Source organism: Jannaschia donghaensis (assembly GCF_001403795.1).
Classification (GTDB): Bacteria; Pseudomonadota; Alphaproteobacteria; order Rhodobacterales; family Rhodobacteraceae; genus Jannaschia; species Jannaschia donghaensis.
Map to the genome: position 1 here is coordinate 795385 of NZ_CXSU01000012.1, position 16121 is coordinate 811505.

Here is a 16121-nt window from a genome sequence, read left to right on the forward strand (position 1 = left end):
GACCAAACCTTTTACGGGCGGACCGGATCGAGGGTCTCAACACCATGAATATGAGGAGTTTCGATGATTTGGCGAAGCCCAATCATGCCCGCAAGCTGGAAGGAACGACACGTTATTTCTCCGGCAGTCCGGCGAGATCTTGTGGTGACCCTGGATCGTCGCCGGACAGGCCGGGAATATATCGGGCGGCGGCAACGATGGCTTCGCGCCAATCCGGCAGTCGAGACTCCCGGGCCACGCGGACGGCGGAAAACGTGGGAAACCCGCCGTCTTCGTCCAACGCGATGCGTGCCAGTTGGCGGCGCTCATCCACGCGAAATGCGTTGCGGAATTCGTCGGGAATGGACTGCGACACCGACAGGATGCGGTCGATGGTCCCAACTTGCGTCAGCGTCCCGGCGGACACGGTGATCCGGTCACCTTGCCGGATGCGGAACAGGTAATTCGTCGGAAGATAGGCGAGGACGTAAGGTTTACCGGATAGGACCGTCAGAATGGGTTCCCCCGGATTGAAAACTTCTCCGGGTGCCGGCACGCTGTCCCCGATCACTCCGGAAGTGCCCGCGCGGTGAAAGCCGCCGTCATAGAGCGTCGCAAGATCGTCGAGAGCATCCCGCGCCTGCTGGCGGGCCACGCCGAGCGCCTCCAATTCCTGTCCGAGGCCTTCGGCGCGCGACACCAAGGTGACGAGCTCGACGTTCGCAAGATGCGCCTGATCGACGACACCCTCCCGCCGGGTTGCTGTGACAAGGCCGGAAGTGATCGAAGCGTCGAGCGTGTCGCGGGTGCGATCCAGTGCCTCCGCCCTGTCGCGCGCAAGAGGCATGAGACGTTCCGAAAGATCCTTCCGAGAGCGAAGCTCAGCTTCGCGCTCGGCCAGTTCGGCGTCGCGCATCGACAAATCGGCCAGACGGTCGAGCACCTCGACCGATGACGCCTGCAGCAGCGGATCGCCTTCCCGCACGGATTGTCCGGCGACGATATCGACGCTGTTCACCCGGATCAGGGTCGTCGCGGCGACCACGCTTCGATCCCGAAGGACCAGTCCGTCGGCCCGCAGGAAAACCAGGTCGCCGGCCACGTAGTCCAGCATCGCAGCCGCAAACATCGCCAGAAGAGCGAGGTAGATTCCGCGGTCCCATCTGCGGCGGGGGCGGGTCGCTTCGCGGTCGAAGCTGTCGGAGCGCGGGCGGCGTTTCAGTTTCGTGATCATCTTGTCACCCTCTGACTTTGTGGACTTTGTCGGGAACGTAGCTGTCTGCGTAGGACGATCTGAAAATCCACTCGTCCAGATAGGCGACAAGTCGGACGAACCTCATGTAGACCCCGTAGAAAACGCTGTATCCCAAGAGATACGGCAACAGCGCTACGCCACTGATTTTCGGCGTCGCGGATGCGGCCAGAAGGAAGACGAGGAGGTCCAGCATCAGCAAGCCCAGTTGCGCCGCCAGCAGAACCGTGAAGGCAAAGCTGCCGTAGGTGTGAAACAGCCAGATCAAGTAGAATGGCATCGCGGCGGCGGCGATCACGTTGAATAGCAGGAATTCCAGCTCGTGGAGCAGCTCGCTCCAGCGGAATCGCCGCGAAAAAGGGTTAAGCATGTCGGCATGCTTGCGATAGCGCAGCCGGACCGCATCGCGTTCCCAGCGGAACCTTTGCCGCACCAGAACGGCGCGGGTTTCGGGAACATCTGTATAGCATTGGGCATCGGCGGCGAACCGCACCTTCCAGCCCGACCTGCGCAGGCGGATCGTGAGGTCCAGATCTTCACCGCCGCCCGCGTCCAGACCGCCGGTCATTTCATAGGCATCCCGGCGAAAGGCCCCGAATGCGCCCGAAATGCAGGTCACCTGGCCCACGCGGTCCGCCGCCTGCTTTCCAAGCGAAATCGAGATCATGTATTCGATTCCCTGGAAGGCCGCGATCAGACTGCGGTGCATGTTGCGTGGAAGGATGGATCCGCACACCGCAGCGACACGATCGTCGGCGAAGGGACGCAACAGATTTCGGATCGCGTGTCGATCGAACGAGCAGTCGCAATCCACGTTCACGATCACGTCGCCCGTGCATAGGCGGGCGGCCATGTTCGTGCCGGCGGATTTGCCGGATCGCAACTCGGTGGTGTGCGCCGCGTCGATAAGGTTGGCGCGCAGCATCCGGGATATCGTTGCAGGCATCCCGTCGGTCGAGCCGTCGCTGACGACCACGATCTCGTCCGGAACGCGGCTTTGTTCGCGCAGGGCGGCGACGCATTTCTCGATCGAGGTTTCCTCGCTGTGGCCCGCGATGACGACGCTGACACGGCCTGGGTAGGGACGCTCGTCCTCGCGAATTCGCGGAAGGAAAGCCGTTGCGGCGAACAGCAGCAGGTAGCGCGGAACCTCGAAAATCATGACGAACCAGTAAAGGCGCAGAAGGCTCTCACCGCTTTGCGCAAAAAGATAGTCCGCCGCTTCGCTGAACGGGCTCATCCGGCCAGATCCTCGGGCCCGAACAGATCGAACCGCGCGCCCACGTCCAGACGCAGAGATCCGTCGGCCCCTTGCCTGGCGGTTTTGAGAACGGGTTGAATGGATGCCTTGTCGGCATTCGGCATCAGGACGAAATCATGCGTCGAGCCAGCCGTCACGATTGTCCCGGAGGGAAGGTTCTGCTGAAAGGTCTCCAACCAGAGACGCCGGGTGTCGCGGGCCTGCCGTGCGCCGTGGTCGGCTTGGACAGCTCCGAGATTGTCGTAAGTCACATAGCCCAGAACGAACGGTGTTCGATCGTCGTTGAAGCGGCTTGCCGCCCTGTTCAGGGCGACGACAAGGTCGAGCGGCAGGTCAGCAAGGCGCAGCGATTGCCGTGTCAGCCCGAGAAAGGAACGCCCGGCCTTCAAATAGGCGAGCCCCTGATCCGTGATCCGGCCTGAGAGGATGTCGCGTGTCGGAACCGCGTCCGCCATCGTTCGGGTCGAACAGTCGACGCAGACGAACGCGACATTCGGTTCGGACGTCGTCTTGGAGCAACCTCGACAGCTTACCATAAGGCCTGGCCGGTCATAATCGCGACCGAAGTGCGCCAGCGTCCGACGGCATTTCGGGCAGGTCAGTTCATCCCCGTGTCGGAAGTCGCTTTCCGGGCCCTGATAAGCGCATCGGAAGTGATGAAGGTAGCTCTCCTCTTCAAGATGCGGGGACTGGCAGTCTGGACATTCCTCGCGCACGAGAAGTCGGGCCGATTGACACGACGGGCAATGATGCACGCGTTCCGAAAACTCCGTCGCCAGGAACCCTTCCGCGACAAGTTTGGTCATGGGTTGAAGAAGGTCGTCGGTGTGGGCGAGGAGGTTCCACGCGATCAGGCTCCGGTCCGCTCCACTCCGCCTGGGGTCGATCGTCCCTCCGGCCAAGTGGATACGGGCGAGAAGCCGGTCCGCCGGGTCAGTGCTCCGCACGATGTCGGAGTGAAGCTCGGCCCGGCGATCGTGGAAGTGATCTATGATCTGGGCGATACGGTCCGTATCGCCCAGACGCAAGGCCGTGCCGTCCATGTCGGCTGACGGGCCCATCGCGCCCGTCATGTCGATAATGGGCAGAAGGTTCGCACCGGGCGTGCGCCACAGTGCGGGCAAATCGTCGGTCGAATTCACCAAGACGGCGTCGATGCCCTGCAGTCCCGAAAGCCGTGTCTGCGATTGGACGTCGGGCCAATTGAAGTAGGCGAACGGCAGATCCTCGATCACGCTGGTTCTCTCGCCTGGCGCGCGTACCATCCGTGCGGGGGCCGATGGCTTGGCCCGTGGCGTCTCGACCAATTCGCAGATCAAATCGATGTCGAGCGGCTTGGGTACGATGCGGTCGAACACCTCGCAGTTGGCCTTGTCCGCCAGCAACCCGCGCACGTCGCCGGTAATCGCGACGAAGGTGGGCCGAGCACCGCCGGGATGATCGGAAAGATACTGTTTCACGACCTCCAAACCGGTGATGTCCGGAAGATGGAAATCCGTCAGGACGATATCGAATGTCCGATCCCGAAGTTGTGCAAGCGCGGAGGCACCGTCGTCCGCAATGGCAACGGAATGACCGGCCTGTGTCAGCATGAGTTCGACGATATCCTGTGTCACCGAACTGTCTTCTACCAACAGAACGCTGCGGGCGTTGACGTGATTCTTTTCTGTCGTTTCCAAGGTGTCCAAACCGGTCTCCAACGATGCGTCCGGTTGGGCCTAGAATAAATTCGTTAATGGATCGTTGTTCAGGAGCGGTCCAACACAGGCCGCCGGTCGTTTTCGGCGGGCCTTCGATACGACCGGTTATCTTCACCAAGTCTTAGGGACTGGCCACCTATAGCCATCGGACGGGAACGCCCGTGTCGATTGGGGGGAAGAGAGCGTGCGGGAACAGATCATCGCCCTTCTGGAACGTCATTGCCGCACGATCACCCAAGAGGCCGCCTTGATCGGCCAGAGCATCGGCAAGGTGACGATTGGAATGGAGCGTGAAGATTTGGAGCCCAGCGTGAGACATGTACATAAGATCAAGGGAAGCAGCGGCTCTCTCGGATTTCCGTCCGTCAGCCGCGCTGCGCAGGCGTTGGAGGACCGGTTGCGCGGCATCGGCCGCGTCGACGGGACCGCATTGGCCCAGATCGAAGATATGAACGCGCGCCTTCAGGAGGCCGTCTGCCGCATCACGCCGGAAACATCGACGCTTCACCAGAAATTCAAGGAGGCGGACAAATGATCCTCGTAACCGGTGGCGCAGGGTATATCGGCAGCCATTTCGTCCTGGCTTGCATTGAGGATGGCCGGGAGATCGTCGTTCTAGACGATCTGTCGACGGGGTTCCGCGACGCAGTTCCGCCGGGCGTCCCTTTTGTTCGGGGCGATTTCGGCGACTGGGCGGTCCTGCAACGGATCATCTGGCAATATGACATTTCCAGCGTCGTCCACTTTGCCGGATCTGTCGTCGTCTCCGATTCGATAGCCGATCCCCTTGGCTACTATGAGACGAATACGACCAAGACACGCACGCTTCTGGCACATTGCGTCGCCTCCGGGATCAATGAGGTCGTCTTTTCCTCGACGGCCGCTGTTTACGGCCCGCCCGTGACCGAGACCGTCATGGAACTCGCACCGACTAATCCGATCAGTCCTTACGGCCGATCCAAGCTCATGGTCGAATGGATGCTGGCCGACGCAGCCGCTGCGACGGATCTTCGGTATGTCGCGTTGCGTTATTTCAACGTCGCAGGGGCCGACCCCTTGGGACGCGCAGGTTTGCGCTCAAGAAACGCGACCCATCTTCTCAAGCGGATCTGCGAAGTCGCTGTCGGCGACCGCAGCCATCTCGACATCTACGGAAACGACTATCACACGCCGGACGGCAGCTGCATTCGGGACTTCATCCACGTCAGCGATCTGGCGCAGGCTCATCTGAGTGCTCTCGACCACCTTCGGGTGACGGATCACAGTGTGATCCTGAACTGCGGCTACGGCCAGGGCGTGTCGGTTCTGGAAGCAGTCCAGGCCATATCCGGGCTGATCGGAAGGGACCTTCCGATCAGGATCTGCGATCGCAGGCCGGGGGACATACCCGCCATCGTCTCGGATACGACCCTGATGCAGAAAACGCTGGATTGGTCGCCGCGGTTCAAGGATCTGACGCACCTGCTCGATACCGCTCTGAGCTATGAACGTCAGGAGTCCGCGAGCCGTCTTTCGGTCGCTTGACCCGCACCGTACTCGTGGCGTGTCCGGTCCCGGTGAACGGGGTGGCAAGAATCCGTCCGACGGCGAAGGCTCACCACAATCGATAGAAATGGTGGAAAAGGTGCAGGTCCGTCTGGCGCATGCCCGGGCGCCGTAAAGAAGGTTCTTGTGAACCGAACAGGAGACCCAGGCGTTCAATATGACACAACCTGAGGTTTTTACTGTGCGCGCTATCCTTCCATGTATCCTGATTTTCGCATCGAGCCCTGCCCTCGCGATATCTCCCGAAGACATCGAAACCGCGACATATGACGGCGGGGCGATGCCCGAAGGCCAATCGGGGCTGACTGTAAAGCTGCAGGTGCTGTTGGACCGCGCCGGCATTTCTCCGGGGATCATCGACGGCTACAAAGGTGGGATGAGCGAAAGCGCCTTGCGCGGGTTCGAGGCACGCGAAGGGTTCGACGTCGATGGTCTGCTCGACAGCGAAGTCTGGGCTGCCTTGGGCGGCGAGGCCGATACCACCGTTCTTCTGTCGCACAAGATCTCGGGCGAAGACGTGACCGGGCTGACAGACAGCATCCCCGACAACGTGGCCGAAAAAGCCAAGATGAAGCGTCTCGGCTATGTCTCGGTAACCGAACGGCTGGCCGAACGTTTTCACATGGACGAGGATTTCCTGAAGGCGCTCAACCCCGATGCGGGATTCGAAGCTGGGGAGACGATTACCGTTGTCGATCCGGGGCCGAGGTTGGAAGGCGAGGTTCGGCGTATCGAGATCCGCAAGGGCGAACAACGCGCGGTCGTCTTCGACGCCGGCGACCGGATGATCGCAAATTATCCCGTCGCCATCGGGTCCGACGAAACGCCGTCGCCCGAGGGCCAAGTGGAAGTCACCGCCGTCGCCATGGACCCCACCTACAGCTATAGACCGAACGTCAATTTCGAAGCCGACGGCGTGACCGAAGCGCTGACTCTGCCGCCCGGTCCCAATGGGCCGGTCGGATCGGTCTGGATCGATCTGTCCAAGCCGACATACGGATTGCACGGAACCGATACACCCGCGGCGCTGTTCCAGAACAGCAGTCATGGCTGCGTCCGGTTCACCAACTGGGACGTGGAGGAACTTGCTTTCATGGTCGGGCAGGGTGTGAAGGTCGAGTTTATCGAATGATCCGTCTTGTGGTCCTGATGTTCGCGATGGGCGGGGCGGCGATGGCGCAGGACCTGGCGCCGACCGTCTCCTCCGAACCGATTCAGCGATCTGAAGCGTCGGTGCCATCTGCACCCGTGCCGGACCGACCCGCTTCGGACTCCGCCGAAGCTGCAACTGATGCGCCGGACGCAGTTTCGACGAAACTCGGCGCACGAGATCTTCTCCGGCTGAACGACGCAGACTACGGGACGTGTCTTGCGGCCTTGGACGATCTGGGCGTCGTCTATACGGAGGCTGCGCCAATCATTCCCGCAGACGACGTCGATTGCGGAATTGTCCGACCCCTCACCGTGTCCGAAATCGCCCCAGGGGTATCGTTGATTCCGGAGGCAACGCTTCGGTGTCCGGCGGTGCGCGCCGTCGCTGAATGGACACGGGATTTCGTCTTGCCGGCTGCGCAACGCCTGGGGCCGGACACGACACTGGCAGCAATGGAGACCGCATCGGGCTACACCTGTCGCCGCCGCAACAATCGACCGGACGGCAAGCTGTCCGAACATGCCTTCGGCAACGCGATCGACATCCTCGGGTTTCGCTTCGCCGATCGGAACCCGATCACGGTGGAGCCACGAGAAGGCGAAGGATCGATTGAGGAGTCGTTTCAGGATGCGGTGCGCGCAGCGGCCTGTCTTGATTTCTCGACTGTCCTTGGTCCGGGGTCGAACGCCTCCCATGACGACCACCTTCATCTGGACATCATCGAACGGTCCAGCGGCTATCGGCTGTGTGAGCAGGGCGGTGCCGCGCCAGAATGACTGGACTGTGGTGGCTGCCATGCCTGGCGGAACGTGTGAGACCGCCGTCCCCCGCGCCGGTCCCCGTTTCCCGGCAAAGCTGCAGCTGAGCGGAACGTCTTAGATCGCCAGTTCGGGGCGCTTTCCGAAACAGCTGCGCGTCTGCGATGGCTGGACAGGCCCCACCGCTCTTGTCATCGTGGCGTCACGGAGTGTTGATAGGGCGGGGAGGGGCCGTTCCACGACAAATGTCATGCACCGGCTATCGAAAATTCGAGCGCGCCCGCGCTCGCTCCAAGGGGGAAAGACTGAATGATTTACAAGGATCTTCTGGCCGCGACCGCGCTGGCCACCGTGGCGCTGGCGCTGCCGGCGAGCGCGCAGGATTGTCCGCGCGGCGATCTAGACGCACGCTATTGCGATGCCGACGGTGACCTGATCGCCGACGTGCCGACCGATGCGGCCGACCAGATCGACCCCGATACCCTCGTGTTCGCCTATACCCCGGTCGAAGATCCGGCCGTCTATGCGACAGCTTGGGAGGATTTCCTTGCCTACCTGTCGGACGTGACCGGCAAGGAAGTCGTGTTCTTCCCCGTGCAGAACAATGCCGCCCAGATCGAAGCGATGCGTTCGGGCCGTCTGCACATCGCAGGTTTCAACACCGGGTCGAACCCGCTGGCCGTGAATTGCGCTGGCTTCCGCCCGTTCACGATCATGGCGGGTGAAGACGGGTCGTTCGGCTATGAGATGGAAATCATCACCCATCCCGACTCGGGCATTTCCGAGGTCGAGGGCATTCGCGGCGGTCAGCTGGCCTTCACCTCCGAGACGTCCAATTCGGGTTTCAAGGCCCCCTCGGCCATTCTCAAGGCCGATTTCGACATGGTCGCCGGTGAAGACTTCGAGCCTGTCTTCTCGGGCAAGCACGACAACTCGATCCTTGGTGTTGCCAACAAGGATTACCCGGCCGCCGCAGTCGCCAATTCGGTGATGCAGCGGATGGTGGAGCGGGAGGTCGTCACACCCGACCAGATCGTCAGCATCTATACCTCGCAGACCTTCCCCACGACCGCCTACGGCACGGCCTACAACCTGACGCCCGCGTTGCAGGAAAGCATCCGTCAGGCGTTCTTCGACTTCGATTGGGAAGGCTCGTCTTTGCAGGAGGAGTTCGAGAAGAACGGCGAAGCGCAGTTCATCGAGATCACCTACGAGGACAAGTGGGATGTGATCCGCAAGATCGACGCGGCCAACGAGGTCAGCTACAGCTGCCAGTAACCGCGACTACATGACATTGCACGCGGCGGCCCCCCGGGGTCGCCGCGTGGCATATGGGGGGAAGATATGCTTCGGCTCGACGCGCTGACCAAGACATACAAGACCGGTGATCAGGCCCTGAAGGCCGTGACACTGGCGGTGCCGTCCGGGCAGGTTCTGGCCCTGATCGGGCCATCGGGGGCCGGCAAGTCCACGCTGATCCGCTGCATAAACCGGTTGGTGGAACCGTCGTCCGGCGCGGTGATGCTGGGCGATGTCGACTTGACCAAACTGGGGGCAGGGGCGCTGCGCCGGGAACGGCGGCGGATGGGCATGATCTTTCAGGAATATGCCCTCGTCGAACGGTTGACCGTGATGGAGAATGTCTTGTCCGGTCGGCTGGGTTACGTCGGTTTCTGGCGGTCGCTCACCCGCCGCTTTCCGCAATCCGATGTGGACGAGGCGTTTCGCCTGTTGGACCGGGTGGGCCTTTTGCACATGGCCGACAAGCGGGCAGACGAGCTATCGGGCGGGCAGCGTCAGCGCGTCGGAATCTGCCGCGCCCTGATACAGAATCCCGCGCTTCTTCTGGTGGACGAACCCACCGCATCGCTGGACCCCAAGACCTCGCGCCAGATTATGCGCCTGATTTGCGAGCTGTGCGCCGAACGGGGGTTGGCGGCGATCATCAACATCCATGATGTGGCGCTGGCCCAGATGTTCGTGGCACGCGTGATCGGGCTACGTCTGGGCGAAGTTGTGTTCGACGGCCCCCCGGATGGGCTGACCCCCGATCGCCTGACTGAAATCTATGGCGAAGAAGATTGGGAGGCGACCATCGACGCGCTGGACGAGGAAGACGAGATCGAGGCCGCCGAATGAGTGTCGCCACGCACCGCGAACTCGACGACATGCTGGGTACGAAATGGCGCAAGCCGGCCATGGTCAAGCGAACGTGGCTGCGCTGGGCGCTCGTCATCGGGTTCGTCGCCTATCTCATTGCCGCCGTTTTGTCGGTGGAGGTCAACTGGCTGCGGGTCTGGGAGGGCCTTGACCGGGGCGCGGCCTTCGTCGCGGCCTTCGCGTCCCCCGATTTCGTCTCGCGCGGATCGGACATCTGGGCCGGAATGCTGGAATCCATCGTGATGACGGTCGCGTCGTCGGTTGTGGGCATTCTGATTTCGATTCCCATCGCGCTTGGGGCCGCGCGCAATATAGCGCCGCTTCCCGTCTACATGGTCTGCCGCGGTATCATCGCCGTATCGCGCGCCCTGCAGGAGATCATCGTAGCGATCCTTCTGGTTGCGATCTTTGGCTTTGGCCCGCTGGCCGGCTTTCTCACGCTATCCTTCGCCACCATCGGTTTCCTGTCGAAACTTCTGGCCGAGGATATCGAGAGCATGGACCGTAGCCAGGCCGAAGCCGTGCGCGCCACGGGATCGAAATGGGCGCAATGGATCGACTATGGCGTCACGCCGCAGGTTCTGCCGCGTCTCGTGGGCCTGTCGATCTACCGCGTGGACATCAACTTCCGCGAAAGCGCGATCCTTGGTCTGGTGGGGGCGGGCGGTATCGGAGCCACCCTGAACACCGCATTCGATCGTTATGAATACGACACCGCAGCGGCGATCCTGTTGATCATCATCGCGATCGTCATGGCGCTCGAATACATCTCGGGCGTGGTCCGGGCGAGGGTGCAATAGATGCCCGTTCTCGAAAGTGACGCTGGCCCCGTTTGGCGCAAGCGCACAAAAGGCCAAGCGTTGGCCCGCTGGTTCGGCTGGCTGCTGGGCGTCGCCATCTTCCTGTGGTGCTGGCAACGGATCAGCGACAAGACAACGTGGTTCTTCGTCTGGGACGCGCCCGATATCGCGGCAGATGTCCTGAGCCGGGCAACGCCGCCCCGCTGGGAATATATCGACCGTCTTTGGTGGCCGATCTGGGACACGATCAACATCGCCACACTTGGAACCATCGCCGCCCTGATCATGGCTGTGCCGGTGGCCTTCCTCGCGGCGCGCAACACCACGCCGTCGGCCATTTTCATACGTCCCATCGCCCTGCTGATCATCGTCGCCACGCGGTCGATCAACTCCTTGATTTGGGCGCTTCTGCTGATCGCGATCATCGGGCCGGGGGTATTCGCGGGCATCGTAGCCATTGCGATCCGCTCCATCGGGTTCTGCGCCAAGCTGCTCTATGAAGCGATCGAGGAAATCGACGCCACCCAGGTCGAGGCGATCACGGCCACCGGCGCGTCCCGCTGGCAGGTCATGGCCTATGGCATCGTGCCCCAGATCGCTCCGGCCTTCGCGGGCATCGCTGTCTTTCGCTGGGACATCAACATCCGCGAATCCACGGTGCTCGGGCTGGTTGGTGCGGGTGGCATCGGGTTGCAGTTGCAGGGGTCTCTCAACACATTGGCCTGGCCGCAGGTGTCGTTGATCCTGCTTGTAATCCTGCTGGCCGTCGTCATTTCGGAATGGGTGTCGGCAAAGGTCCGGGGCGCAATCATCTGAACCAGCTGGACGCGATATTCGACGGCTACGAGGCCGTGCGCGACCGCCTGCCGGCCGCCGGGCCCGGCGGTGCCTGCGCCCCCGCGGCCACGTTGGCGGACATCGCGGACCGGTACGACGTGTTCCTGCTGGATGCCTTCGGTGTGCTCAACGTCGGAGAGACGGCGATTTCCGGCGCGGTCGATCGAGTGCATGATCTGCGCGCGGCGGGCAAACGGGTTCTGGTGGTGTCGAACGCGGCCGGCCTCCCGCACGAGGCGTTGATGGCGAAATACGGTGCGATGGGCTTCGGCTTCGCGTCCGATGACGTCATCACAAGCCGGATGGCGCTGTTCGATGGCCTGACGTTGCAGCCGCAAGTCGGTTGGGCCGCCATGGCGACCACCGGGCAGGGGCTGGAGGCGCTATCGCCTGCTTTGCTGCGCGACGATCCTGCGGCATACGACGCAGCGGAAGGATTCCTGCTGATCGGTTCGGCCAAATGGACGCAAAGTCGGCAGGACATGCTCGAAGACAGTTTGCGCCGCGCCCCGCGTCCGGTCCACGTCGGCAACCCCGACCTTGCGGCCCCGCGTGAAATCGGTCCCAGCCGGGAACCGGGATACTGGGCGCACCGTCTGGCCGACCGCACCGAGGTGGTCCCCGTTTTCCACGGCAAGCCGTATTCGGGCATCTACGATCTGGCCTTCGCCCGGCTGGGCGGTCATCCGGGACGCCGCGCGGTGATGGTCGGGGATAGTCTGCACACCGATATCCTGGGGGCGCAGACGGCGGGTATCGCCTCGGCGTTGATCACGGGGCACGGAGTGCTGCGGGGCCGGGATGTGCGTCGCGCAATCGACCTGTCGGGGATCCGCCCCGATCATGTTATTGCCGATCCGTGATCGCGGGCACGGTGCGATTGTTCAGCAAAGCTTGCGCTGCGCTCCGCCAAGGCGGTCGGGTCGAATTCAACAAGATCGGGATTGTGGCGGACAGACAGGGATTCGAACCCTGGAGACGGTCTCCCGCCTACACACTTTCCAGGCGTGCGCCTTCGACCACTCGGCCACCTGTCCGTTGGGGCGGTCTAAGACAGCAGGATACGCCGTGCAAGTCGCAAACTGACCGAAGTGTGAACGGGGTGTCGTTGTCGTGTCGGGCGGGTCATGGTCTGACAAGGCGACAGTTTTCGAAAGGCCCGCCCATGTTGCTCCGCTACCTGACGTTTGCCGCGATATTTGCATGGCCCGCTGCAGCGCAGGACGTGGCCGACATGGCCCCGCGCGATGGATGGGTCGTTGCCGCGACCCCGAAACCCTTCGACGCCCTTGTCGAACAAACGCGTGCGTCCGCGCAGGTGGGTGGACTGGCGGTGGTGACGGTGGCCGGGCCGACGGGTGCGGCCGCCGGACGGGGCATCGATATCCCCGGCAATCGGATCATCGGCCTGTTCAACAACGATTTCGCGGTCCGCATTCTGCGGCTGAGTACGGCGGCAATGATCGAGGCCCCGATCCGTGTCTATGTAACCGAAAACACTGACGGGACCGCGACGCTAAGCTACAAGCTCCCGTCGGCGGTGCTGGCCCCCTACGTCACAGAAGCGCCCGCTCTGTCCGATATCGCGGAGGAGCTGGACGCGGCCTTTGCCGCCGTCGCCCAAGCCGCAACGCAGTAGCCATTTGCCCCCGTCCCCCGAAGTGGTATCCGACCCCATGACCGCAATTCGCGCTGCCGACGCCCTTGCCCGCCGTCTCTACCATGCCGGGTGCCGCCGCGCGTTCGGGATGCCCGGCGGCGAAGTCCTGACCCTGATCGACGCGCTGGAATCGGTGGGGATCGAATTCATTCTGTGTCACCACGAGAACGCCGCCGGCTTCATGGCCGAGGGTGCCCACCATGTCGACGGCGCGCCCGCGATCCTGGTGGCGACCGTCGGACCGGGGGCGATGAACGGTGTGAACGTCGTTGCCAACGCCGATCAGGACCGTGTGCCGATGATCGTGCTGACTGGTTGCGTCGATCCGGACGAAGCGGAGACGTATACCCATCAGGTCCTGGACCACCGCGCCGTGTTCGCGCCGATCACCAAGGCGACTTTCACCCTGTCGCCGGGTGCCGCCGCCGTTCAGGCCGACAAGGCCGTTCGCATCGCGACGGGCGGCGCGGGCGGGCGGGCCGGGCCGGTGCATGTCGACGTGCCGATTTCCGTCGCCGACGCGCAGGTGCCCGGTGAAATGATCCTGCGGGCCGATAGCGCGGCAGGGTGCATCGGGGCAAATGCGCTCGAGACTGCGGGCGGATGGCTGGCCGGGGCCAGACGGCCGATCATGTTGGCCGGCCTGGATGCGGTTAATGACGGGGCCGGCACCGCGATCAAGGCCTTTTGCGAAGCGCGTGGCGTGCCGCTGGTCACGTCGTACAAGGGCAAGGGCCTGATGGACGAAGGGCACCGGCTGGCCCTGGGCGGGGCCGGGTTGTCGCCAAGGGCAGACGCACATCTGTTGCCGCTGTTCCGCGACGCGGATCTCATCATTCTTGCGGGCTATGACCCGATCGAGATGCGGCCCGGCTGGCGCAATGTTTGGGACCCCACCACGCAGAACGTGATCGACATCGTTCCACAGGCGAACCTGCACGGGATGCACGGCGCGACGCTGGAAGTCGTCGCACCCGTGGGGGATACGCTGGATGCCATCCGCGAAGGGATCGCGCCGAACCAGGTCTGGGACTGCGGCGAGACTCGCGCCGCCTTGAAAACCGCTTTCGCCGCCGAAGACTGGGGTCCGGGGGCCATCGTGGAGGTGTGTCGCGCCGTCTGTCCGACCGAAACCATCGCTACAGCGGATTCGGGGGCGCATCGCATCCTATTAAGCCAGATGTGGGATTGCGATGTGCCACGATCGTTGCTGCAATCCTCGGGGCTTTGCACCATGGGATGCGCCTTGCCGCTGGCCATCGGGGCCAAGCGCGCCGCGCCTAACCGCGCGGTCGTCGGCTTCATGGGCGATGCCGGCTTCCTAATGGTCGCCGGAGAGTTGGCGTCCGCGGCTGCACTGGGTCTGCCGGTGGTCTTCGTCGTCTTCGTCGATCGGAGCCTTGCCCTGATCGAACTCAAGCAGCGGCAACGCCAGATGAAAAACGCTGGCGTCGACTTTGGCGTAACGGACCACGCGGCCGTGGCGCGGGCCTTCGGCGGCAACGGCGTGACGGTGCGCGACCGCAACGGATTGCGCAAGGCGATGAAAGCGGGATTGAAGGCCGAGACCTTCACGTTGATCGCCTGCGAGATAGACAGGAAGGCGTACGATGGCCGCATCTGAAACCGCGAAGGGCCCGCTGGCCGGTGTTCGCGTTCTTGACCTGAGCCGTATTCTGGCCGGGCCGACGTGCACGCAATTGCTGGGCGATCTGGGGGCAACGGTGCTGAAGATCGAAAATCCCACGACGGGTGGTGACGACACGCGGCAATGGGGCCCTCCTTACGTGAAGGATGGGGCGCAAGACACTGACCTGTCGGCTTATTTCATGTCCGCCAACCGTAACAAACTGTCGTTGGCCGTCGACATCTCTACCGAAGCCGGGCAGGCCGATATCAGGCGTCTGGCTGGTATGGCGGACATCCTGCTGGAGAATTTCAAGCCCGGGGGTCTGACGAAGTATGGCTTGGACTACGCCAGTCTGAGGGCCGTGAACCCCAGGCTCGTCTATGGGTCCATTTCGGGCTATGGGCAGACGGGGCCCAACGCGTCCAAGCCGGGGTACGATCTGATGGCGCAGGGCTATGGCGGCATCATGTCGATCACCGGCGATCCGGACGGCGCGCCGATGAAAGTCGGTGTTGGCATCGCGGACGTCATGTGTGGCATGTACGCGACCGTCGGCATCCTGGCTGCGTTGCGCCATGCGGAGGCGACGGGCGAGGGGCAGCAGGTGGACGTTGCCCTTGTCGACAGCCAAATCGCCTGGATGATCAACGAAGGCGTCAACACGCGGCTGTCGGGCAAGGCCCCGCAACGCCGCGGCAACGGCCATCCGAACATCGTGCCCTACGGCGTTTATGAAACAAGCGACGGACATGTGATCGTCGCGGTCGGGAATGATAGCCAGTTCAGTCGGTTCTGCGGCGTTCTTGATCTGGAAACGCTCCCCGACGATCCGCGGTATGCGACCAACCCCGCACGGCTGGAAAACCGGAACGGACTTGCCGCTTATCTTATCCCGGCGATCCGGGCGCGTACGACCAACGACATCATTGGCGCGCTGGAAGGGGTGAAGGTGCCCGTCGGTCCGGTGCAGAACCTGCCGCAGGTCTTTGCGTCCGATCAGGCAGCGGCGCGCGGGCTGACGCTCGATATGACGACGCCGGGTCTCGCCGGCGATTTGGTCCTGCCGCTGATCGGCAATCCGCTTCACCTGTCCGCCACGCCGGTCACTTATCGTGCACCGCCGCCGCGTTTCGGGGCAGATACGGAACGCCTCACGGCGGACGATCCATTCGATCCGGATTGATCGGCGAAAATCGGCGCGAATTTCAAGCAGAGCGACGGGATCCCGCTCATATCGGATGACATACAGTCACGACTCCGTCATGCCGCTCCGTCTGCTATAGGCGGGCGCGGACCCCGCCGATAGGGATCGGACGACGCAGAAATCTTCCGTATCCGGAGCCGCCCCCTGTCCCGCCACGATATCTTTGACCAACCCGTTACTTT

15 protein-coding genes and 1 tRNA gene are annotated in these 16121 nt (G+C 62.9%); 12 read left to right on the forward strand and 4 right to left on the reverse strand.

Annotated features, from left to right (window positions below; all coding sequences use genetic code 11):
- Positions 1–112 precede the first annotated feature (112 nt).
- From JDO7802_RS13115 to JDO7802_RS13125, 3 genes are read right to left on the reverse strand one after another with little or no spacing between them, the layout of a single operon-like run.
- On the reverse strand, positions 113–1213 hold the full coding sequence (locus JDO7802_RS13115; protein ID WP_055086269.1) for an HlyD family secretion protein: 1101 nt from the start codon (positions 1211–1213) through the stop codon (positions 113–115).
- Positions 1214–1217: 4 nt separating this feature from the next.
- On the reverse strand, positions 1218–2471 hold the full coding sequence (locus JDO7802_RS13120) for a glycosyltransferase family 2 protein (protein WP_055086271.1): 1254 nt from the start codon (positions 2469–2471) through the stop codon (positions 1218–1220).
- A complete protein-coding gene (locus JDO7802_RS13125; RefSeq protein WP_055086273.1) occupies positions 2468–4192 on the reverse strand; it encodes a TackOD1 domain-containing metal-binding protein in 1725 nt (574 codons plus the stop codon). Before JDO7802_RS13125 ends, JDO7802_RS13120 begins: the two co-directional genes overlap by 4 nt.
- A 184-nt stretch (positions 4193–4376) precedes the next feature.
- On the opposite strand from JDO7802_RS13125, the gene JDO7802_RS13130 reads away from it, so the two are divergent.
- The 9 genes from JDO7802_RS13130 to JDO7802_RS13170 all read left to right on the forward strand — a co-directional run bounded on the left by JDO7802_RS13130 (position 4377) and on the right by JDO7802_RS13170 (position 12308).
- Positions 4377–4727: an Hpt domain-containing protein gene (locus tag JDO7802_RS13130; RefSeq protein WP_055086274.1), complete on the forward strand. Its 351-nt coding sequence runs from the start codon at positions 4377–4379 to the stop codon at positions 4725–4727.
- Complete coding sequence (gene galE / locus JDO7802_RS13135) at positions 4724–5716, forward strand: UDP-glucose 4-epimerase GalE (protein WP_055086276.1); 993 nt, start codon at positions 4724–4726, stop codon at positions 5714–5716. Before JDO7802_RS13130 ends, galE begins: the two co-directional genes overlap by 4 nt.
- A gap of 301 nt (positions 5717–6017) precedes the next feature.
- Positions 6018–6869, forward strand: a complete 852-nt coding sequence (locus JDO7802_RS13140; protein WP_245624188.1) for a L,D-transpeptidase family protein — start codon at positions 6018–6020, stop codon at positions 6867–6869.
- Positions 6866–7666, forward strand: coding sequence for an extensin-like domain-containing protein (locus JDO7802_RS13145; RefSeq protein ID WP_055086280.1), 801 nt, complete (start codon positions 6866–6868; stop codon positions 7664–7666). The genes JDO7802_RS13140 and JDO7802_RS13145 overlap by 4 nt, the downstream gene beginning before the upstream one ends.
- A gap of 291 nt (positions 7667–7957) precedes the next feature.
- Positions 7958–8926, forward strand: a complete 969-nt coding sequence (gene phnD, locus JDO7802_RS13150; RefSeq protein ID WP_055086282.1) for a phosphate/phosphite/phosphonate ABC transporter substrate-binding protein — start codon at positions 7958–7960, stop codon at positions 8924–8926.
- A gap of 66 nt (positions 8927–8992) precedes the next feature.
- Positions 8993–9787 (forward strand): phosphonate ABC transporter ATP-binding protein, encoded by a 795-nt coding sequence (gene phnC, locus JDO7802_RS13155; protein ID WP_055086284.1) that lies wholly within the window; start codon positions 8993–8995, stop codon positions 9785–9787.
- On the forward strand, positions 9784–10608 hold the full coding sequence (gene phnE / locus JDO7802_RS13160) for a phosphonate ABC transporter, permease protein PhnE (RefSeq protein WP_055086285.1): 825 nt from the start codon (positions 9784–9786) through the stop codon (positions 10606–10608). The genes phnC and phnE (JDO7802_RS13160) overlap by 4 nt, the downstream gene beginning before the upstream one ends.
- Positions 10609–11424 carry a phosphonate ABC transporter, permease protein PhnE gene (gene phnE / locus JDO7802_RS13165; protein ID WP_055086287.1) on the forward strand — a complete coding sequence of 272 codons (816 nt, stop codon included), beginning with the start codon at positions 10609–10611 and terminating at the stop codon, positions 11422–11424.
- On the forward strand, positions 11388–12308 hold the full coding sequence (locus tag JDO7802_RS13170; protein WP_055086289.1) for an HAD-IIA family hydrolase: 921 nt from the start codon (positions 11388–11390) through the stop codon (positions 12306–12308). Before phnE (JDO7802_RS13165) ends, JDO7802_RS13170 begins: the two co-directional genes overlap by 37 nt.
- A gap of 84 nt (positions 12309–12392) precedes the next feature.
- Here JDO7802_RS13170 and JDO7802_RS13175 read toward each other — a convergent pair.
- A tRNA-Ser gene (locus JDO7802_RS13175) sits at positions 12393–12482 on the reverse strand.
- 128 nt (positions 12483–12610) lie between these two features.
- On the opposite strand from JDO7802_RS13175, the gene JDO7802_RS13180 reads away from it, so the two are divergent.
- Genes JDO7802_RS13180 through JDO7802_RS13190 form a run of 3 tightly spaced genes read left to right on the forward strand, consistent with a single transcriptional unit; the run spans position 12611 to position 15918 of the window.
- Positions 12611–13084: a DUF302 domain-containing protein gene (locus JDO7802_RS13180; protein WP_055086291.1), complete on the forward strand. Its 474-nt coding sequence runs from the start codon at positions 12611–12613 to the stop codon at positions 13082–13084.
- A 37-nt stretch (positions 13085–13121) separates the two neighbouring features.
- Positions 13122–14729, forward strand: a complete 1608-nt coding sequence (locus JDO7802_RS13185; protein WP_055086293.1) for a thiamine pyrophosphate-binding protein — start codon at positions 13122–13124, stop codon at positions 14727–14729.
- Positions 14716–15918 (forward strand): CaiB/BaiF CoA transferase family protein, encoded by a 1203-nt coding sequence (locus JDO7802_RS13190; RefSeq protein ID WP_055086295.1) that lies wholly within the window; start codon positions 14716–14718, stop codon positions 15916–15918. Before JDO7802_RS13185 ends, JDO7802_RS13190 begins: the two co-directional genes overlap by 14 nt.
- The last annotated feature ends 203 nt before the right edge of the window (positions 15919–16121 follow it).